This is a genomic window from Arthrobacter sp. MYb23 (genome assembly GCF_002979775.1).
In the GTDB taxonomy this organism is placed as follows: Bacteria; Actinomycetota; Actinomycetes; order Actinomycetales; family Micrococcaceae; genus Arthrobacter.
Genome location: NZ_PCPR01000004.1, coordinates 150,038 through 171,441 on the forward strand (window position 1 = coordinate 150,038; position 21,404 = coordinate 171,441).

The window sequence follows — 21,404 nt, forward strand, 5'->3', positions numbered from 1 at the left end:
CGATTTCGGCGTATTTCCGGGAGTTTTTGCTAGTCGTCAGTCAGGGTGACGCCGACGCCGCCCACCAACGTTGCGGAAATGTTATACAGCACGGCCGAGAGCATGGACAGTGCGGTCAACAGAACCACGTTCACTACAGCAATGATGGTGGCGAAGGATGCCACCTGCCCGAGCGAAGCAATCTTCTTGAGCTCGAACCCACTGCCCTCGGAGCCTGCCAGGGTGCCAAGAAGGCTGTCCACCTGATCAAAGATTCCTGTGAGATCCAACACGGTCCACAAAACGATCGCTGCAACCACGGTGACGATGCCCAAGGCAACGGACAGCAGGAATGCCATCTTCAGGACTGACCACGGGTCCACCTTGCTGACAAGGAGGCGCGCGCGGCGAACCTTTGCCTTGGGGGCCGGCTTCACCAGGCCGGGTCCGCCCTGCGCGGGACGCTGGGCAGGGGTACCGGCTGGACGTTGGCCGGGCTGTGCCGGCCGCTGTCCGGGAGCGCCAGCGGGTCGCTGACCGGCCTGCGCCGGGCGTTGTCCGGGTGCGCCGGCCGGACGCGGTGCGGAATTAGTTCCACTCGCGGGCCGCGCTCCCGCGGAGCCGGATCCTGCGGACCCGGTTCCAGGGCGCTGCTGGGGACGTGCAGGCGTTCCTGACTGTGTGTTGCCTGAGGGCGTGGTGCCTGAGGGCTGCCGGAGTCCGCCGGGGACACCTGTGCTCGGCTTGGGATATGAGTCGGAATTACTCACTCGTTACCTCCGGTGTTGTCTTCGTTCAGCTCCGCGCCCGTTTCGATTTCCGGGACTGCGTCGTTTTCCGTATCGGCCGTCACGGTCGCCTCGGAGGCGCCGTCGTTTGCAGCCAACGTTACGTCATCGTCGGGCCCGTCCTCGGACTCTTCGCCTTCCAAACCGCGTTCGCTGTTGCGCGCAACCTCAATAATGCGGTCGTTCTTGTCCGGCTTCGCGAAGATGACACCCATGGTGTCGCGGCCCTTGGCGGGAACGCCGGTCACGGCCGAGCGCACAACCTTGCCGCCCTCCATGACCACCAGGACTTCATCCTCTTCCTGCACGATCAAGGCGCCAACAAGGTCACCACGGTCTTCAGCAAGCTTGGCTACCTTGATGCCCAGGCCACCGCGGCCTTGGAGCCGGTACTCGTCAACGGCGGTCCGCTTGGCGTAACCACCCTCGGTCACGATGAACACGAACGAGCCGTCCTGGACCACGTCCGCGGCAAGAAGCTCGTCGTCTTCACGGAACTTCATACCCGTCACACCGGATGTGGCGCGGCCCATGGGACGCAAAGCATCATCGGTGGCCGTGAAACGGATGGACTGGCCCTTACGGGACACCAGAAGCAGGTCATCGGTTTCGCTGACCAACTGGGCCGATACCAACTCGTCCTCATCACGCAGGTTGATGGCAATGACACCAGCTGTGCGGTTGGTGTCGTAGTCCTCCAACCGGGTCTTCTTCACCAGACCGTTCTTGGTGGCAAGCACCAGGTACGGGGCCTGCTGGTAGTCCCGCAGGTCAAGGACCTGGGCGATGTGCTCATCCGGCTGGAAAGCCAGCAGGTTGGCAACGTGCTGGCCCTTGGCATCGCGTCCGGCTTCGGCAAGTTCGTACGCCTTTGCCCGGTACACGCGTCCAAGGTTGGTGAAGAACAGCAACCAGTGGTGGGTGGTGGTCACGAAGAAGTGCTCCACGACGTCGTCGCCGCGCAACTGTGCACCCTTGATTCCCTTGCCGCCCCGCTGTTGCGAACGGTAGTTGTCACTACGGGTTCGCTTCACATAGCCGCCACGGGTAATGGTGACAACCATTTCCTCTTCGGGAATCAGGTCTTCCATGGACATATCGCCATCGAAGCCCATCAGGATGTGCGTGCGGCGGTCGTCGCCGTGCTTGGCCACAATCTCCGCGAGTTCTTCGCTGATGATCTGGCGCTGCCGTTCCTCCGAAGCCAGGATCGAGTTGTACTCCTGGATCATCGCTTCGAGTTCCGAGTGGCGGTCCTGGATCTTCTGGCGTTCCAAGGCGGCCAAACGGCGGAGCTGCATGTCCAAAATGGCGCGGGCCTGGAGTTCGTCGATCTCCAGGAGCTCCATGAGCCCTTCGCGGGCCGCTTCCGTGGTGTTGGATGCGCGAATGAGGGCAATGACCTCGTCCAACATGTCCAGTGCCTTCAGGAGTGCACGCAGAATGTGCGCTTCTTCCTCAGCCTTGCGCAAGCGGTAACGGGTCCTGCGTGCAATGACGTCCATCTGGTGCGCAACCCAGTGCCTGATGAAGGCATCAAGGCTCAAGGTGCGCGGAACGCCGTCGACAATTGCCAGCATGTTCGCCGAGAAGTTGTCCTGCAACTGCGTGTGCTTGTAAAGGTTGTTCAAGACCACCTTGGCCACGGCGTCGCGCTTGAGCACGATCACCAGGCGCTGACCGGTGCGGCCGGAGGTTTCATCGCGGAGATCCGCAATACCCGAGATCTTGCCGTCCTTGACCAGCTCGGCAATCTTGATGGCCAGGTTGTCCGGGTTGGCCTGGTAGGGCAGCTCGGTCACCACAAGGCACGTACGGCCCTGGAGTTCCTCCACGTTGACCACGGCGCGCATGGTGATGGAGCCGCGGCCGGTGCGGTAGGCGTCTTCGATGCCTTTGTGCCCCAGGATGTTGGCACCTGTGGGGAAGTCAGGTCCCTTGATACGCAACAACAGCGCCTCAAGAAGCTCTTCCCGCGTGGCAGTCGGGTTCTCAAGCGCCCACTGCACGCCTTGGGCAACTTCGCGAAGGTTGTGCGGCGGAATGTTGGTGGCCATGCCGACGGCGATGCCCGAGGAGCCATTGACCAGCAGGTTGGGGAAACGCGCCGGCAGGATAGTGGGTTCCTGGTTCTTGCCGTCGTAGTTGTCCTGGAAGTCGACGGTTTCCTCGTCGATATCGCGGACCATTTCCATGGCGAGCTGGGCCATCTTGGTTTCGGTGTAACGCGGTGCAGCGGCGCCATCGTTGCCAGGGGAACCGAAGTTACCCTGGCCCAGCGCCAACGGGTACCGCATGGTCCAGTCCTGGATCAGGCGGACCAAGGCATCGTAGATCGCCATGTCACCGTGCGGGTGATAGGTACCCATGACGTCGCCAACAACGCGGGCGCACTTGTTGAAGGAGCGGTCGGGGCGGTATCCGCCGTCGAACATTGCGTACAGAACGCGGCGGTGCACCGGCTTGAGGCCGTCACGGACATCCGGGAGGGCGCGGCCAACGATGACGGCCATGGCGTAGTCCAGGTAGGACCGCTGCATCTCAGTCTGCAGGTCCACCTGCTCCACGCGGTCGGTCAGCACATCACCTTCGAGAACAACATCCTCGACGTCGTTCGGCTCCGGGACTTCGGGAGTTTCGTCACTCATAATCTAAGGTTTCCGTTTCAGGTATATGTCAGTTCTGGAATATCCAAGTGCCCTTGCGGGCCTTAGATATCGAGGAACCTGACGTCCTTGGCGTTCTGCTGAATGAAGTTACGACGCGATTCGACGTCCTCGCCCATCAGGACGGAGAAGGTCTGATCGGCGGCCAGTGCGTCATCCATGGTCACCTGCAACAGCGTGCGATGATCCGGGTCCATGGTGGTGTCCCAAAGCTCGGTGTAATCCATCTCGCCAAGGCCCTTGTAGCGCTGGATGCCGTTGTCTTTAGGCAGGCGCTTGTTCATGGCAGCACCCTTACGGATGGTTTCGTCGCGTTCGCGGTCGCTGTACACGTAATCGTGGGCAGCGTTGGACCACTTGATCCTGTACAGCGGCGGCTGGGCCAGGTACACATAGCCGTTCTCTATCAGCGGCCGCATGTAGCGGAACAACAGCGTCATCAACAGAGTGGTGATGTGCTGGCCATCGACGTCAGCATCGGCCATCAGGACGATCTTGTGATAGCGAAGCTTGCTGATATCAAAGTCCTCGCCAATGCCTGTGCCGAAAGCGGTGATCATGGACTGGACTTCGGCGTTACCCAGAGCCTTGTCCAGACGTGCACGCTCCACGTTCAGGATCTTGCCACGCAGCGGCAGGATGGCCTGGGTCTCCGGGTTACGGCCACGTTTGGCGGAGCCACCTGCCGAGTCACCCTCCACCAGGTAAACCTCGCAGCGCGAAGGATCCTTGGACGAGCAGTCAGACAACTTGCCGGGCATGCCGAACGATTCCAAGGGGCTCTTCCGCCGGGCATTGTCGCGGGCTTTACGAGCGGCCATGCGTGCTTGGGCAGCAGAAATAGCTTTGCGGATTACGTCGCGGGCCGGGCCGGGGTTTCGTTCCAGCCAGTCACCCAACTGATCCGTAACAACGCGCTGGACGAAGCCCTTGACCTCGGAGTTACCCAACTTGGTCTTGGTCTGGCCTTCGAACTGCGGTTCGGAAAGCTTCACCGAAATGACGGCTGTCAAACCTTCACGGATGTCATCACCGGTAAGGTTGTCTTCCTTTTCCTTGATGATGCTTTTCTCGCGCGCATAACGGTTGATCAGCGAGGTCATGGCGGCACGGAAACCTTCTTCGTGCGTTCCGCCCTCATGAGTGTTGATGGTATTGGCATACGTGTGGACGCTTTCCGAGTAAGCGGTGGTCCACTGCATGGCAACCTCGACGGCGATGTGCCGCTCGGTGTCTTCGGTTTCGAAAGCGATGACGTCCTCGTGGACGATTTCAACCTTCTTGTTCGAGTTCAAGTGCTTAACGTAGTCCAGCAGACCGTCCGGGTACTGGTACACAACGGTGCGGTGCTCAGCGGCTACCTCACCTTCGGTTGCCACGGCATCCAGGTCGAGGTCGTCATCGCCGTCACGGTTAACCGGACGCTCATCAGTCAGCGTGATCCGCAGGCCCTTGTTGAGGAAGGCCATCTGCTGGAATCGCGCACGAAGCGTCTCAAAGTCGAACTCGGTGGATTCAAAGATGGTTCCGTCGGGGTAGAACGTCTGGGACGTCCCCGTAACGTCCGTGGCCTCACCCTTGACGAGTTCGCCCTGCGGCTTGCCGCCGTCGACGAACGTCATGCGCCAGACGTGGCCTTGGCGGCGGACTTCAGTGTCAACCCGGCGCGACAGAGCGTTCACTACGGAAATACCCACGCCGTGAAGGCCACCGGAAACGGCGTAACCGCCGCCGCCGAACTTACCGCCGGCGTGCAGGATGGTCATCACTACTTCAACAGTGGGCTTGCCCTCGGTCGGGTGAATATCCACCGGGATGCCGCGGCCATCGTCCACCACGCGCACTCCACCGTCAGCGCGCAGCGTGATTTCGATGTGGCTGCAGTAGCCAGCCAGAGCCTCATCAACAGAGTTGTCCACCACTTCATAAACCAAGTGGTGCAGGCCGCGGGGACCGGTTGAGCCGATGTACATGCCGGGGCGTTTGCGCACGGCTTCGAGGCCCTCCAGCACGGTAATGTCGCTGGCACCGTACTCCCTGGGCGCCTCCGCGGGCGTGTCAGGCTTGGGTACAGTCTCCTCTTCGGGCTCTACTGCCAAGGTCTCTGCATTGTCGTTAGCCACAGGCGCTTTCGACTCCTCTGTACTCGATGTCGGCCGTTCCCGGAGTTGCCCACGGCTAACCGCGGCCGCCAACGGGCACGTGACTGATTGCGCCGGCTACTCCGACGACCGGGGTCCCCAATGCCACAGGAGTGGATACAGGACCCGTCGACGTTTCACCGGCGCTCAGTGATCTACGCCAATTCTATCGTGGAAACCCGCAAATCCTTGCAAATACAGGGGCAGCCGAGAGCTGAATATGGCCATGAGAGGCCGCTGGCCCTATCTTCAATGGCCCTGCGGTGGTCCCGACGGGGGCCTATACGACTCGGGGAGGTTTAAACGCCCTGCACGCCGTTTAGCCGTACGTGTCCCTGGGTCCTCGACCGTTGACGCTGCGTCCGCCTTTTCGCCAACTTGGAGCCGAAGGTCCCAACACCTGAATGCTGGTGACCACCCCTTCGCCCAGTTCATTGCGGAACATCTCCAGAAGGCTGGTACTCAACAACCGCAGCTGGGTGGCCCAGGCCGTGGAATCGCAACGAACATGAAGCGTCGTGTCCGTGAAGCTCTCTGGCGTGCAGTGGGAGGAAATATCCGGTCCTACCAGCGTCTCCCACTCCGCCATGACGGAACCAACGGCCACAGGCGACGTCCACCCGCGTTCGGCCACCAAGCGGCCCACCACTTTTCCCAAGCCCAAAGGATCCCTGCCGCTGCCATGGAATTGAGCGAAGCCCCTGGTATCCCGGAGTCCCTTACGTTTGGGGGCAGATCCTGGCCTCGGCGCGCGCTGCCGTACTTCTCCCCGGGCAGCCGCAGCCTCTCGCATGCGGTTCAGCGCCGCTTGGGCAGCATCAATTTCATCCGGTTCACGGCCAGGTTGAAGTCCCTCGCGGCTATCCTTCGCCATCGATGCCTCCCGGAACAACGGTTACGCGCCGTCCGGCCAGCTCCTCGGGGATATCGGCATCGACGGCGGCGGTCACCAGTACTTGCTCGGCACCGGCGACTATTGCAGCCAGTTTACGCCGCCGCTGGACATCCAATTCAGCGAAAACATCGTCCAGGATAAGGATCGGAGCGGTGCCACCGGTGCGGGCGTCATCCAACATCACGTAGTAGGAAGCCAGACGCAGCGAGAGGCACATGGACCACGTTTCACCGTGGGACGCGTAGCCCTTTGCCGGCGCCTGTCCCAGAACGAGTTCCAGTTCATCCCGGTGTGGACCCACCAATGAGATGCCCCGTTCGAGTTCCTTTTTCCTCGACGCTGCGAACGCCTGGATGTAGCGTTCCGTGAGTTCATCGACGGACAGCAGCCGGAGATCATCAACCGACGCCGAAGGTTCCGTTCCCTGGTCGGCCGGCCCGCCGTCGTCGTCGAGTACGCCTTGAATGCTTGAGCGGTACACGGCCCCGGCGTCCTTGGAACCGTCGGTGAGCTGCGCATAGGCGTTGTTCAGGTGGGGACGTAGTCGCTCCACAAGTTCAAGGCGGGCATGGAGTAGTTCTGCACCGGCACGGGCCATGTGCTGATCCCAGACATCCAACGTTGCCTCATGTCCGGCGGTGAACTTGCCTGCCCGGGCCGACTTGAGCAGGGCATTGCGTTGTTTCAACACGCGGTCATAGTCGCTGCGGGTGGCAGCATGCCTCGGAACGAGGCTCACCAGCAATTCGTCCAGGAAGCGCCGGCGATTCGAAGGATCGCCCTTGACCAGTGCCAGGTCTTCGGGGGCGAACAGCACCGTTTGGCAGATTCCGAGGATATCCCTGGCCCTGACCGGATTACTGCGGTTGATGCGTCCCCGGTTTGCCCGGCCGGAATTGATCTCAAGCTCGATGACTGTGGACTGCTCTCCACGGACCAGTTTGGCCCGGACCAGCGCGCGCTCCGTGCCGAATCGAAGCAGCGGAGCATCTGTGCTGACGCGGTGGGAACTCAGGGTGGCAAGATACCCAATGGCCTCCATAAGGTTGGTCTTGCCGATTCCGTTGGAACCCACCAGGACCGTCACACCGGGACCCAGCTTCAGGTCCACTTGTGCGTAGCTTCGGAAATCCGTCAGCGAAAGATGTTCGAGGTACACGCCGTTTGCAGGACTACTGCGGCCTAGTTGGCCGGACGGGTGGCGTGTCCACCGAACTGATGGCGCAGGGCCGAAACCATCTTCATCGCCGGAGAATTGTCTTCGCGGGAGGCAAAACGGGCAAAGAGAGCAGCCGTTATTGCGGGCGCGGGCACTGCGTTGGCAATTGCTTCTTCCACGGTCCAACGGCCTTCGCCGGAATCTTCAACATAGTCATCGATCGAGGCCAGGCCCGGATCTTCGTCCAGTGCCTTGACCATGAGGTCCAGAAGCCAGGACCGGACAACTGTTCCCTTCTGCCAGGCACGGAACGTCCCCGGAAGGTCAGTGACAATATCCTTGGCCGCCAGCAGTTCGTAGCCCTCGGCGTATGCCTGCATGAGGCCGTACTCAATGCCGTTGTGAACCATCTTGGCGTAGTGACCCGCACCGACACCGCCTACGTGGACGAAGCTGTCGGCGCGTTCACCCTCAGGGCGGAGAGCATCAAAAACGGGCATTGCGAGTTCGATGTCTTCCGCCGCACCGCCTGCCATGAGGCCGTAACCGTTCTGGAGGCCCCACACCCCACCGGATACACCGCAATCGGCGAAGCGAATGCTCTTTTCGGACAGTGCTGCGGCGTGCTTCTGGTCTTCCGTGAAACGGGAGTTGCCGCCGTCGATCACCAGGTCACCGGGGCTGAGCTTCTCGCCAAGTTCGGTCACCACAGCATCAGTGATGGCACCGGAGGGCACCATCACCCATACCAGCCGCGGAGCCGGAAGCGCAGCGATGAGTTCATCCACGGACGCCACGTCCGAGACATCGGGGTTGCGGTCAAAACCAGTGACCTCAATGCCGCCGTTCCGCATGCGTTCCCGCATGTTGAAACCCATTTTTCCAAGGCCGATCAGTCCGATGTGCACGGTGTGAACTCTTTTCTGCGAAGGTGGCGGGAGGCGGTAACGGGCTGAAACTCAATAACAACCACAGCTGCCGGTTAGTTGGGGAGACGGACCGGCATCACGAGGTAGCGGTAGTCATCCTGGTCTTCGCCGTCCGCTTCAGCCTGGGCCGTGATCATGGCCGGTTTCGGAGCGGTGGTGAAGGAAAAGCGGACGTACTTGGTTTCGATCACGCTCAACCCCTCCACCAAGTAGTGCGGGTTGAAGGCGACGGTGATGTCTTCACCGGAAAGCTGGGCTTCCAACTCTTCGGAAGCTTGCGCGTCCTCGCCCGTACCGGCGTCGAGATTCAGCAGTCCCTGGGTGAAGGCGAGACGAACCGGCGTGTTTCGTTCGGCAACGAGCGAGACACGGCGAACGGCTTCAACGAGTTCCTGGGTCTGGACAGTTGCGTGGATCGGAGTTGAGTCCGGGAAGAGCGAACGAATCTTCGGATAATCGCCGTCCACCAGCAGTGATGTGGTGGTTCGTCCGCCACTTTCGAAGCCAATGAGGCGGCTGTCGTCGTCGGCGAGGGCGAGGTTGATATCTCCGCTGCCACCGAGCGTCTTGGCTACTTCGTTCAAGGTTTTGGACTTGACCAGGGCGCTGGTGGAAATCCCCGGCGTCACAGGCTTCCAGGGAACTTCACGCATGGCCAAACGGTAGCGGTCCGTGGCAAGAAGCGTGATGAGGTCATCCTCAATCTCCATGCGGACGCCGGTAAGGATGGGCAAGGTGTCGTCCTTGCTTGCAGCGATGATCACCTGGGATACGGCCTGGGAGAAGGCGTCTCCGGGCAAGGTTCCACTGATGGCCGGCAGGGCAGGCAGCGCCGGGTACTCGGACTCGGGCATGGTGGCCAGGTGGAAGCTGCTTCGGCGGCAGGTGAGCGTCACTTTGCTTCCGTCGGTTTCAACTTCGACGGGAGCGGAGGGAAGGCTGCGGCAAATGTCAGCCAACAAACGCCCGGACACCAGGATGGTTCCTTCAACAGCGATATCTGCCGGGATTTCCAAACGGGCCGACGTCTCGTAGTCGAAGCTCGAGAGGCTGACGGTTCCTGCCTCGGCTTTGAGGAGGAGGCCGGAAAGCACTGGTACGGGCGGCCGCGGAGACAACGACCGCGCGGTCCACGTAACGGCTTCTGCCAGGACGTCGCGGTCGACTCTGAACTTCACGGAAGGGTGCCGCCTTTCATTGCTGCTGCCATGTAGAGCTGCGGATTCCTGCTTGGAACCCGCTAAATCTTCGCAATCCGGCACCGGAACCTGCATGGTCCGCGCTGAGCGAACTACAAACAGACCCAAGGATGGGAGCGCTGCTGACAGCTTAGCCGGAAGATCCGCGATTAACCCATCCCCGTCGGCCCGGCCCCCTCGTATGTGGATAGCTCCCGGCCGGCCTTGGCCGTGCTTGCGGCCTGCCATTTGCAGGTGGGGATGGGTGACAGAAAGAGATTGTTATTTGAGGGATTTCAATTTTTTGGGATTCGTAGTGTTAATAACTGCTGTGGAAACTGTGGATAACTCGATCTCACCCCGCAGTTCCGCGGTTAAGCCCTGTTCACGGATTGTGTGTTAACTGGGTTTTAAACAGGGTGTGGATGGGGACAACTCCCAGGCCGGTTTTTAACGATCCACAGATGGCTTAAGGGTTTTAAGCCCATTAAGCGCGCTTGTCCCCTTAAGTATCCACAGGCTTATCCACATGCACCTGTTAATAAGGTATGTAGTGGCGGGTGCGATGTGGATTTCAGGAGTCGCGCTGCTGCTGTTTGATCCTGTTTGTCAGCTCGGTCACCTGGTTGTAAATCACACGGCGCTCCGCCATCAACTCGCGGATCTTGCGGTCTGCGTGGATGACCGTGGTGTGATCGCGGCCCCCGAGCTCCTGTCCGATCTTCGGCAGGGACATATCCGTCAGCTCGCGGCACAAGTACATGGCGATCTGCCGGGCCGTTACCAAGGTTCGTGTGCGCGACTTGCTGCAGAGCTCTTCCATGCTGAGCTTGAAGTAGTCCGCCGTCTGGTCCAGGATCTGCTTCGCGGTGATTTCCTGGGCGCCGTCGTCGGTGATCAGGTCCTTCAGAACCATTTCCGCCAATGCGACGTCCACCGGCTGACGGTTGAGGCTTGCAAATGCCGTGACGCGGATCAGTGCGCCCTCGAGTTCCCGGATGTTGCTGGAAATCTTGGAAGCTATGTACTCCAGTGCGTCATCTGGTGCGGAAAGACCTTCGCTGAGGCCCTTCTTGCGGAGGATGGCGATGCGCGTCTCAAGTTCCGGCGGCTGGATATCCGTCAGCAGGCCCCACTCGAAGCGCGACGTCATACGGTCCTCGAAGCCTGCCAACATCTTGGGCGGTTGATCGGAGGTGATGACAACCTGCTTGTTGGCGTTGTGCAGGGCGTTGAACGTGTGGAAGAACTCTTCCTGGGTCCGGTCCTTGCCCGCCAGGAACTGGATGTCATCGATCAGGAGCACGTCCACGTTGCGGTACGTGGTCTTGAAGCTGGTGCCTTCATCGTCACGGATGGAGTTGATGAAGTCGTTGGTGAACTCCTCCGAGTTCACGTAGCGGACCCGGATGCCGCTGTAGAGCCGGCGGGCGTAGTGACCGATCGCGTGGAGCAAGTGGGTCTTGCCCAGACCCGAATCACCGTAGATGAACAACGGGTTGTAGGCCTTCGCCGGCGCTTCCGCGACAGCCACTGCCGCAGCGTGTGCAAAGCGGTTCGAGGAACCGATCACGAAGGTATCGAAGATGTACTTCGGATTCAGGCGCCCGAATTCATGCGAGGTACTCGGAGGTGTGGGCTGTGGCTTCGGTTCGGCGAAGTCAGAAACAGCAGAGAGCTCGACGACGGGCTCCGGCTCTGCATGGACGGGCACCAGATCGGTGTCCACGTCGATCGCGCAGCGGATGTCGTCCGAGAAAACGTTGCGAAGGGCATCGTCCAAAGCATCCTTGACCTGGGTCTGAAGGACTTCGCGGGTGAGTTCATTGGGGACGGCCACCAGCAAGGTTGAACCGATAAGGCCCTGCGCTTGGGCGAGAATGACGAAACCGCGCTGACGGGGTGAGACCCGGTCGTCCTGTTCCATGAGGCTCAGCACCCTGCGCCAGGAACTTCCGACAGTGTTGGCGTGGTTGGCTTCGTCTACTGTCATCAATCAGTTCCTAAATACTTGCTTGCCGGCGTTGCTGGCAGCCGAAGTCTCTCCGGCGGCGCTGTTCTGGGCGATAATCCACAGAGTTATACACAGCGGGTGGACATTGGGCTACTGAGCCACTCTAGGGGATGAAATCGCTAGAAGATAGCTGGGAAGTTGCCTGTGGATAATTACACCGTTGTGGTTCGTAAAAGTGGCCTGTGAGCCACTTCATCCACAGGCTGCCAACAGCAGTTGGGCACAGCTGTGGATAGCTCTGCGGCAGGCTCCCGGTTTGACTGTGGGTGCCTTTTTGCCCTAACGTTGTGAAGTCCTTTGTGTCCGCTTTTGAGATCAGTTGTAACTCCGTACGTTCACCGTGCGGGAGGCAACGGCGGCAGGCACATACAAAACTTAGCGTCGGCCAGTTCTTCCCCTTTTTTTGATCGGGTGGGCGCACCTTTGATCCACTGGAGTAACTAACGTGAGCAAGCGGACTTTTCAGCCGAATAACCGCCGTCGGGCCAAGAAGCACGGCTTCCGCCTTCGTATGCGCACCCGTGCCGGCCGAGCCATCCTGGCTGCCCGTCGCGGCAAGGGCCGCGTCGAACTGTCGGCGTAAATAACTGACTTGTCGGTCAGGGTCTTTTTGCGGGTTCGACGGTGCTAGCCACCCCTAACCGTCTGCGGACGTCTACCGACTTTTCAACAACTGTACGTTCCGGCGTCCGCAATGGACGCCGGAACTTAGTGTTATATACGGCCTCTATAGGGGCCGGGGAGCCGAGTCGAATCGGCTTCATTGTCTCCAAAGCCGTCGGGAACGCCGTGACCAGGAACCTCGTTAAGAGGAGACTAAGAGAAGCGGGTGCCCTGTCCTTGCATACGCATGGAACGGGTCTGGCGGTAGTAGTCCGGGCGCTGCCCGCAGCTGCAACAGCCAGCTGGGAGCAGTTGCTCTCGGACTACAACGCCGCACTGGCAGTGACGACGAAGCGATTGAGTGGCTCAGGTCCACGCAACGCTTCGACTGAACACATCGGCACCACTACGGAAGGGACACCGCGTGCATGACATAAGCACCGCCGTCGTTCCTTCCTCAAGCGACCCCTCCGGGAAGGTTCCGCATCGGAGCCTTCCGGCGGCGGTTGGCATGTTCCTCTGGGAGCTGCCCCGCAACATCCTTATTCTTTTGCTGAAGACGTACCGCAAGGTCATCTCGCCCCTGTACGGCCAGGTTTGCCGTTTCTTTCCCTCTTGCTCCGCGTATGCGCTGGAAGCAGTAACGGTGCATGGCGCCGTGAAGGGGAGCTGGCTCGCAGCCAAAAGGCTCGCCAAATGCCACCCTTGGAATGCCGGTGGAGTGGACCATGTCCCCGCCGGCCATCGTCATTGGCCTGAAGGCCGGACGCCCACAATTGTTGTACTGAACAATCCGGACCAGTTCCTGGCTGTTCAGGCTGATGAAGAAGGCCGCTCTGCGGCCTAACGAATAGGGATATCGTATGGACTTCTTTGAAACAATCATGTTTCCGTTCAAGTGGCTGGTGTCAATCATCATGGTTGGCTTCCACGAGGGACTGAGCTTCATCGGCCTGCCCGCCGCCAACGGCTGGACGTGGACTCTGTCCATCATCGGCCTCGTGTTGGTGATCCGTGCCGCCCTGATTCCTGTCTTCGTCAAGCAGATCAAAGCCCAGCGCGGTATGCAGCTGCTGCAGCCGGACCTGAAGAAACTTCAGACCAAGTACAAGGGCAAGACAGACCAGCTGTCCCGCCAGGCAATGGCGCAGGAACAGATGGCGCTGTACAAGAAGCACGGGACCAACCCCTTCTCTGCATGTTTGCCAATGCTGATCCAGATGCCGTTCTTCTTCGCACTGTTCCAGGTACTGTCTGGCATCTCCACCAACGCCAAGCAGGGCCAGGGCGTCGGTGCCATGAGTCACGAACAGGTAGTCCAGTTCGATTCATCCAGCATTTTTGGTGCTCCGCTCTCTGCTTCACTGCTTCACGGTGACCCCAGCGGCGGCAACAGTGCCGTGGCTGTCTGGGTTCTGAGCATCATCATGATCGTCGCAATGACGGCCTCGCAGTTCATCACGCAGAAGCAGATCATGGCCAAGAACATGTCCGAAGAGGCCATGGCAAGCCCGTTCATGCGCCAGCAGAAGATGATGCTTTACATCCTGCCTCTCGTCTTCGGTATCGGTGGCATCAACTTCCCCATCGGTGTCCTCATTTACTGGACCACCACCAACCTCTGGACCATGGGACAGCAGTTCTTCGTTATCCGCCGCATGCCCACGCCGGGATCCCCTGCAGCCAAGGCGCTTGAAGAGCGTCGTGCCGCCAAGGGCCTGCCCCCGCTGCTGGGTGGAAAGAAGAATGCCGCTGCGGACGCTGCCGCTGAAGCCGAAGCTGCTGCTGCGGCAGCCGCCGAAATCAGGGCCCAGCGCGTCCAGCCACAACGTAAGAACAGGAAGAAGAAGTAATGTCTGCCGAGAGCACTGAAGAAGTTATCGCCCCTGTGACTGAAGACCAGGAAGAGTCCCAGGAAGAGACGCAGTCCAAGACGGCCAGCCGCTTGGAAGAAGAAGGCGACATCGCCGCCGACTACCTCGAAGAACTGCTTGATATTGCAGACATTGACGGTGACATCGACATTGAGGTCCGCAACGGGCGCACGTATATCTCCATCGGTGCTGATGAAGAGTCTGCAGCGTTGGACAGCCTCGTAGGGCGCGATGGAGAGGTCCTGGAGGCATTGCAGGAACTGGCCCGCCTCTCGGTTTTGTCCGCTACGGAAAGCCGTTCACGGCTGGTCCTGGACATCAACGGATACCGTAAGGAGCGCGCCGGCGTTCTGCAGAAGATCGCTGAGGATGCGGCGGCCAAGGTCAAGGCTGATGGCGGCACAGTAGCTTTGGAACCGATGAGTGCTTACGAGCGCAAGATCGTCCATGACGCAGTGGCTGACCTCGGATACGTCTCAGAGTCCGAAGGCGAAGGCGCAGGCCGCCACATCGTCGTCTCGGCCGACTAGCAGCTCATGGTTGAAATCACCGCAGCTGAACTGGAAGCGGCAGAGAAGATTTTTGGGGAGCGCTTGGATCTTGCCAAGCGCTATGTCGAACACCTGGCTACCTCGGGTACGGAACGCGGGCTCATAGGGCCCCGCGAGATTCCGCGTCTGTGGAGCCGCCACGTCCTGAACTGCGCAGTCATTGAGTCCGCCATCGCCATGGACAGCCATGTTGCCGACGTCGGATCTGGTGCTGGCCTTCCTGGCCTTTGCCTGGCAATTGCCCGCCCGGACCTGGAACTGACCTTGATCGAACCGTTGGAACGACGTGTCATCTGGCTCCAGGAGGTGGTGGATGACCTTGGCTTGGAAAACGTCACCATCATGAGGACGCGGGCTGAGCTCGCAGTTGGAATGGTGGACGCGGATGTTGTGACCGCACGGGCAGTTTCTGCACTCTCGAATCTGGCTGGTCTCACCATCCCCCTTCTGAACGGCCACGGCGAAGTAGTAGCCATCAAGGGACGCAGCGCCGCCGAAGAGATCGAGAAGGCCAAGAAGGTCATCCGCAAACTCGGTGGCGTGGAGACGTCAGTTGTGGTCTGCGGACAGGAGCTTTTGGAGGAACCCACCACAGTGGTGAGGATTATCGTCAACAAGCCCGGAAAGACGGCGTAGGTCCCGCTCGGTTTCCCGCGTGTCGGCGGCTGAGCGGTTAGGCTAGAGAACGGCAGCAAAGCGCCGAATGAGAGTGAGAGTGTGACCAGTGGGCAGTAGTGAAACCTCCACGCAGCGAATCCCCCCGTTTATGTCTTTGGGGTCCGCGCGGGCCATGGCTACACCCTCCGCATCTCTTCAGTCTGCGATCGTGCGTACTGATTCGGTTGATAATGCTGCTGTTTCACGTGAAACCGTCTCAGATGGAGTGCGCAACGTCATGGATTCCATCGATGATTCCAGCCCCATTGCCCGCCAACTCGCTAACGAGACCCGCAGGCGTGAACGGTTGATCGGTAGGGAACTGCCCAAGCCCGAGAAAACCCGGATCTTCACGGTGTCCAATCAAAAGGGCGGCGTTGGCAAGACCACCACTACGGTAAACATTGCTGCGGCCCTGGCGTCCGCCGGCCTCAACGTCTTGGTGATCGACATTGACCCCCAAGGCAACGCCTCCACGGCATTGGGTATTGAACACCACGCCGACGTCGACAGTATTTACGACGTTCTGATCAACGATCTTCCCCTCAAGGAAGTCGTGGCTCCGTGCCCCGACATTCCAAATCTCATCTGTGCACCCGCCACCATTCACCTGGCCGGGGCCGAGATTGAGCTCGTTTCCCTCGTTGCCCGCGAGCAGCGGCTCCGCCGTGCCATTGACGTTTATGCCAAGGAACGCGCGAACGACGGCGAGGATCGCCTGGACTACATCTTCATCGACTGCCCGCCAAGCCTTGGGCTGCTAACGGTCAACGCGTTCTGTGCCGCCAGTGAAGTACTTATCCCTATCCAGTGCGAGTACTACGCGCTGGAGGGTCTGAGTCAACTCCTGAAGAATATTGAGATGATCCAGAAACACCTCAATGCTGATCTGGAGGTCTCCACCATTCTCCTGACCATGTACGACGGCCGCACCAACTTGGCTGCACAGGTTGCATCTGAGGTCCGTCAACACTTCCCCGATCAGGTCCTGGGTGCTGTAGTTCCCCGCTCGGTGCGTATTTCTGAAGCTCCCAGCTACCAGCAGACAGTCATGACATACGATCCTTCATCGAGCGGCGCGCTTTCCTACATGGAAGCCGCAGCCGAAATAGCTGAACGCTAGAATTCTTGAAACACTGCAACAGCTTGGGCCGATCCGTGCTCGGCAATTCCATCGGAGGGATGAATCAATGAGCGAAAAGCGAAGGGGCCTCGGCAGGGGTCTTGGGGCTCTCATTCCTAGCTCGGCCTCGGCCCAGGGAAATGGTGCTGCACCGTCCCGTCCTGTGGATCTGTTCTTTCCAGAGGCGAGGAAGACAGCGGAGACAACCGTCGAGACTTTACTCGATGAGTCGAATGCTGCTGACTCCAAGCCGGCTGCCGAAGAGCCTTCAGCCGCATCCCAAGCGGGTGGTGCCCGTGCTGCGAAGTCAGCGTCCAAATCCGCAGCGAGTAAGTCTTCCCCTGCTAAAACTGCTGCACCGTCAAAAACTGCGGCCAAAGCGTCCGATTCGCGATCGGCTGCCACGAAGACAGCTGTCAACGAGGCAGGCTCGACGGCGTCTGCCGCTCCTTCCGTTCCGGCGACTCAATCAGCTCCCGAGGTAGAGCTGGTGGAGGTCCCCGGTGCTCGGTTTGCCGAGATCCCCGTCGGCGACATCCATCCGAACCGCAAACAGCCTCGTTCGGTCTTTGATGAGGACGACATGGCGGAGCTCGTGCACTCTGTGCGCGAAATCGGCGTCCTCCAGCCAATTGTTGTGCGTACTTCAACCGAAAAGGGTGGAGAACCGTACGAGCTGGTTATGGGCGAACGTCGGTGGCGTGCGGTCCAAGCTGCGGGCCTTGAGACGATCCCCGCAATTGTTCGTGATACGACTGATGATGACCTTCTCCGCGATGCTTTGCTGGAGAACCTTCACCGTAGTCAACTGAATCCCCTGGAAGAAGCAGCTGCCTACCAGCAACTTCTGGAGGACTTCGGAACCACGCATGAGCAGCTGGCCGACCGTATTGGTCGCTCACGTCCTCAGGTGTCCAACACCCTGCGTCTACTCAAGCTTCCGCCGTTGGTCCAGCGCCGTGTTGCCGCAGGTGTCTTGTCTGCAGGGCATGCGCGCGCTTTGCTCGCACTCCCAGATGCTGCCGCTATGGAACGGATGGCGCAGAAGATCGTGGCCGAGGGTATGTCAGTACGGGCCACCGAAGAATCGGTTGCACTTTATCAGGATCCCACCACGCCCGCTAAGAGCAGCATTCCGAAACCGAATGCCCGGCACGAACGCCTGGATTACCTGGCGTCATCGCTATCGGACCGTCTGGACACCAATGTGAAGATTACGTTGGGTGCACGTAAGGGCCGTGTGAGCATCGAGTTTGCCAGCGTTGAGGATCTCAACCGAATTATGGATGTTCTTGGTCCCGGCGCCGAGGACTAGATTCACTTAGCAGTTGAAAGGGGGCTCACACACAGTGTGGGCCCTCCTCTTGTTAACTTCACTTCTGCGATACCGGCCCATCCCCTCCTTCTACTGCTGACCGCGGCAGCGGGTATCAAGTTTCACGTGAAACCGTGGACGGCGTCTTCTTGGGCGGCAGCGGAACTCGCTTCGGCGCACTGAAGTGTTTGGGCTCTTCGGTTCCTGTGACTCCGTGATCTAAGGCAGTTCGCCGCTATATGGTGCTGAGGCAGTTGGGTAGAGATCCCATGTGCCGCCTACGACCTTGGATTGACGGTCTAAAGCCGTTTCATGAGGTTCCTGGCCCCGTGGGCCACGCAAGGGAGCAAGCGCCCGCGACACGAACCTATGCGCCAAGGGAGACTCACATCCCGCCATGTGCACAGTATCCTCTCGTGGTGAGCATCCGATGGACCCAGGACGGTTCACATCAACATCTCTTGGAGATCAAAGGCCATTCGAACCCCCTGCCTCTTGCAATTTCCCGCGTTGTATAGAGGCCGTGGATAGAGTCCCACGGTCAATACTTGCCAGCTCTGTACAGAAAGGCACAGTCGTGAAAGTGAACGGCTGACTGCGGCACGGGACCAAGTTCGCCTATCTGGCGGTGTGATTCACGTGAAACATACGGAGTGCGCCCCTTTTCTGACGTGATTTGTGGGCTAGTGGAATCCTGTTGTGAGACGAGTAAGGAACCTGCGACTGGTGGACTGGAGTTCAGCGTCGGTAGGTTCCTGCAAATTGCGCTCGACTACCATGGGGCGGTGTGGAGGTGATGGACTCCCGGACATTCATTCGCTATGAGGTCTGTGGGACCCGTAGAAACGGGCCCTTTAGTTCGAAACACGAGAACTGGCTGTCATAGTACGCTGCGGAAAGACGTCAGTTTCAGCCCGCTGGTCGTGGTGGGACGGTTGATAACCCCAGCCAGGTACTGGTGCTGTAGGTGTGCTGCTCGAGTACGACGCTTCCAAAGTAGTAGGGCCCAGCAAGGAACCTACTTATGGCCTGGAAGTCCATCACAATGCTGCTATTGCCCACGTCCTCGAGGGTGAAGGAGTTGGCCGAAGGATGCGGGTGGTGTTTCACGTGAAACATAGTCGATGAACCGGTTCACCAACAGCTATTGCCTGAGAGCCTGAGAGCCTGGGAACCCGAGGTCATGAGGGCCTAGAACCTGAGAACCCGCGGTCATGTGGGCCTAGAGCTTCCGGCGCCTGAGCCCCAGGCGATTGCGGTCCAGCACTCCCCCCGCGGCTGGTGGTGCTAGATGATGCCTGATGCTGCAGCTGCCCTTGTCCAAGCGTGAGAAAGGTGCGATTTTTCCGTCGTTTCACGTGAAACAATCGGGTTCTCGTAGTGTCATAACGCTTCTTTTGAGACTGAGGCGATGTGTTTCCGCCGGCTGATGTGTTTCTCTGGATGATAAATTCCTGGCACACAGCAGCGTCAACAACACTGCAATTCATTCTTCTGGGCTGAGTCGCTAGGTGCGCACAGACGAAATTGGATTTCGCTGTTCCATCCAGCCGGCAGACGCGTCCTTCTGTGCGCGCCCTGTCGAATAGGACCCATGCCAGGCCTGAACTGACTCGAGAAGCGGAACGCATTGTATGTATCGGACTTCGAATCTTCCCGTCTATGGAAGTCCTTCGCATTCCTCATCAGTGTCCTGACGACAGGGTTCCACACTCGTGGGAACAATCGTCTGTTGGGGATACTCCACGCGGAAGTAAATCCAACTGCCGGAGTGACCAGCCAATGCTTCTAGGTGAGCGAAGTGGCAACCTGCATCTCGGGGGTGTTCTGGATTAGTGAGGGGCAGGGTGCATCGCTATAGATGACCGGCTGCCTTGGGCGCTCCCCCGGTGAGCGATTTGAGGTGGCTCGCTTCTAATCTTCGTTGGGTCAGCGATGCCGTGGGCAGGCAGTGAGCGCGAGCACGATACTGCTGCCGATGTTTGTAGCGGGCTCATAACTGCTTTCTGCAGTGCCCGCTGCGTCGGACGTACGCATTCCGTCTCCTGCCGTTGTAGGGCAGCGAAGACTGGGAACGGCAGCCCACAGTCCTATGCAAAATGTCTGGCCGCTGTTGAAGCCTACAGAGGCATCTGGAGCTGTAGTCGAAGAGCTGACGGCGCCCTCATCTATACCTGCCTGCAATTGTCATTGAACAGACGCGGCGCGGTGAGGCCAATGAGGACAACCTGGGATGTGCTCAGCATGTGGCACGAATGAAAGGGTCGGACCACGGGCCTGATTCAACTCGGCGCACGGTGTCCGCTGGAGTAAGGCATCTTGTTGGAAGTTCGTGCTGGCGGAAGTGAGAGCCAATCATTCTGGGCGACAAGGTTACGGGATTGTCTTCGGCCCGGCCTCCCCGATGATCGCAAGGCGGATGGTCGAAGGGCCTGCCCTTCGGGAGGGAGATATGGCCTTTGGGCCTGAGAAGGATTCACTGGTGAAACAGTGATGTTGCCCACGAATGGTCAGATGTTGAAGGTCGTCCTTCGAAGATGAACTACTTGGACGCCGGGAGTCCCCCAGCGCGCGTTCGCGATCGGACGCTGAGGCTATCAATTTGTTCATGTCAGGCGCTTGTAGATGCTGACAATGCAAGTAGGGACCTTCGTACTGTTTCACGTGAAACAGCACACTACCGGCTGCCGCGGCGATTGGGAAGGTCCGGGAAGTCTTGTCGAACTCAGTGGATAAGCCGGTGGATATCCTTGTGGATAACTTTGGGGATAACCATGTGGCTACAGTCCGTGTTCCCGTCTTCCCTCTTATTAGTTGGGCCGACCATTTCGACCCAGGCGAGCTTCGTCGGAGGGTAGTGGTGCTAGCTCCGTCAGTCTCGTGTAGCGCGGGCAATCTTTGTGTGCCTGAATGCCGCAGATAGCCCAATTTGCATTGTTTTCTCTCAACACCGCACTGTTAGTTCGACATTCCTCAACATCCGGCCCACCGGTCATGATGGAGTTCGGCTGGGGTGCATATGTGGGGATGTGGGATCGTGCTGAAGCCTGAGTGTGGGCAAGGTCATGGGCAGTGGATAAGCCTGTGGATAACGCTGTGCATAAGTCCGTGGATAAGTCTGTGGAATATTCGTGGCTTTCGATTCCCTCCGAAGCAATGTGCCCGTGGCTCGCTGGCACCCCAAGCATGATTCTGTCTGCAGTACCCGTTGGCTCACGTTACTAGATCCATGACTTTAGCGTTGGAGGCCTTGTCGCATTCAGAGCCAAAGTTATCGCACCGTTCCTCTGCACAGCCGGGTGGTCTCAGCGGTCTCTTCTCAACATCGGACCTTGCACGTTCCATCATATTCATCCGATGTCTCCAACTTTTCTACGGATGCTAAGAGTGGATGCGGAGCGTGCAGGGTCGCTCACGCCGGCCACCAAGGCCGTTGCCGAAACAGCCAGAGCCGATTCGGCGGATACGATACCCCGGTGACTAGATGGGGATGTCCACGTGGGCCGACGATGGTTATGCCTGACCAACCTAA

15 protein-coding genes and 1 pseudogene are annotated in these 21,404 nt (G+C 59.3%); 8 read left to right on the forward strand and 8 right to left on the reverse strand.

Going from position 1 to position 21,404, the window contains the following annotated elements; all coding sequences use genetic code 11:
- Positions 1-29: 29 nt before the first annotated feature.
- The 8 genes and pseudogenes from CQ020_RS07140 to dnaA form a co-directional block, all read right to left on the reverse strand.
- Positions 30-749, reverse strand: coding sequence for a DUF3566 domain-containing protein (locus tag CQ020_RS07140; protein WP_105691201.1), 720 nt, complete (start codon positions 747-749; stop codon positions 30-32).
- The gene (gene gyrA / locus CQ020_RS07145; protein WP_105691202.1) at positions 746-3,415 is read right to left on the reverse strand and encodes a DNA gyrase subunit A; all 2,670 of its coding nucleotides are present in this window, start codon (positions 3,413-3,415) and stop codon (positions 746-748) included. The genes CQ020_RS07140 and gyrA overlap by 4 nt, the downstream gene beginning before the upstream one ends.
- 62 nt (positions 3,416-3,477) lie before the next feature.
- Positions 3,478-5,556 carry a DNA topoisomerase (ATP-hydrolyzing) subunit B gene (gene gyrB / locus CQ020_RS07150; protein WP_024818851.1) on the reverse strand — a complete coding sequence of 693 codons (2,079 nt, stop codon included), beginning with the start codon at positions 5,554-5,556 and terminating at the stop codon, positions 3,478-3,480.
- 337 nt (positions 5,557-5,893) lie between these two features.
- Positions 5,894-6,448 carry a DUF721 domain-containing protein gene (locus CQ020_RS07155; RefSeq protein ID WP_105691203.1) on the reverse strand — a complete coding sequence of 185 codons (555 nt, stop codon included), beginning with the start codon at positions 6,446-6,448 and terminating at the stop codon, positions 5,894-5,896.
- Entirely contained in the window at positions 6,435-7,628 is a 1,194-nt protein-coding gene (recF, locus tag CQ020_RS07160) for a DNA replication/repair protein RecF (protein ID WP_105691204.1), read from the reverse strand. Before recF ends, CQ020_RS07155 begins: the two co-directional genes overlap by 14 nt.
- 23 nt (positions 7,629-7,651) lie before the next feature.
- A pseudogene (gene gnd, locus CQ020_RS07165) lies at positions 7,652-8,575 on the reverse strand (phosphogluconate dehydrogenase (NAD(+)-dependent, decarboxylating)); the annotation flags it as partial.
- A gap of 35 nt (positions 8,576-8,610) precedes the next feature.
- Entirely contained in the window at positions 8,611-9,735 is a 1,125-nt protein-coding gene (gene dnaN / locus CQ020_RS07170) for a DNA polymerase III subunit beta (protein ID WP_105691206.1), read from the reverse strand.
- A gap of 574 nt (positions 9,736-10,309) precedes the next feature.
- A complete protein-coding gene (dnaA, locus tag CQ020_RS07175) occupies positions 10,310-11,728 on the reverse strand; it encodes a chromosomal replication initiator protein DnaA (RefSeq protein WP_024818846.1) in 1,419 nt (472 codons plus the stop codon).
- A gap of 466 nt (positions 11,729-12,194) precedes the next feature.
- On the opposite strand from dnaA, the gene rpmH reads away from it, so the two are divergent.
- The 8 genes from rpmH (at position 12,195) to CQ020_RS07215 (ending at position 17,872) form a co-directional block, all read left to right on the forward strand.
- Complete coding sequence (rpmH, locus tag CQ020_RS07180) at positions 12,195-12,332, forward strand: 50S ribosomal protein L34 (protein WP_011776797.1); 138 nt, start codon at positions 12,195-12,197, stop codon at positions 12,330-12,332.
- A gap of 41 nt (positions 12,333-12,373) precedes the next feature.
- Entirely contained in the window at positions 12,374-12,784 is a 411-nt protein-coding gene (rnpA, locus tag CQ020_RS07185; protein WP_105691207.1) for a ribonuclease P protein component, read from the forward strand.
- Positions 12,714-13,199, forward strand: coding sequence for a membrane protein insertion efficiency factor YidD (gene yidD, locus CQ020_RS07190; RefSeq protein WP_105691208.1), 486 nt, complete (start codon positions 12,714-12,716; stop codon positions 13,197-13,199). Before rnpA ends, yidD begins: the two co-directional genes overlap by 71 nt.
- 16 nt (positions 13,200-13,215) lie before the next feature.
- Complete coding sequence (gene yidC / locus CQ020_RS07195) at positions 13,216-14,205, forward strand: membrane protein insertase YidC (RefSeq protein WP_024818844.1); 990 nt, start codon at positions 13,216-13,218, stop codon at positions 14,203-14,205.
- Positions 14,205-14,756, forward strand: coding sequence for a R3H domain-containing nucleic acid-binding protein (locus CQ020_RS07200; protein ID WP_105691209.1), 552 nt, complete (start codon positions 14,205-14,207; stop codon positions 14,754-14,756). Before yidC ends, CQ020_RS07200 begins: the two co-directional genes overlap by 1 nt.
- 6 nt (positions 14,757-14,762) lie before the next feature.
- Positions 14,763-15,413, forward strand: coding sequence for a 16S rRNA (guanine(527)-N(7))-methyltransferase RsmG (gene rsmG / locus CQ020_RS07205; RefSeq protein ID WP_105691210.1), 651 nt, complete (start codon positions 14,763-14,765; stop codon positions 15,411-15,413).
- 88 nt (positions 15,414-15,501) lie between these two features.
- Positions 15,502-16,557 carry a ParA family protein gene (locus tag CQ020_RS07210; RefSeq protein ID WP_258141744.1) on the forward strand — a complete coding sequence of 352 codons (1,056 nt, stop codon included), beginning with the start codon at positions 15,502-15,504 and terminating at the stop codon, positions 16,555-16,557.
- A gap of 67 nt (positions 16,558-16,624) precedes the next feature.
- The gene (locus CQ020_RS07215; RefSeq protein WP_105691212.1) at positions 16,625-17,872 is read left to right on the forward strand and encodes a ParB/RepB/Spo0J family partition protein; all 1,248 of its coding nucleotides are present in this window, start codon (positions 16,625-16,627) and stop codon (positions 17,870-17,872) included.
- Positions 17,873-21,404: the final 3,532 nt, after the last annotated feature.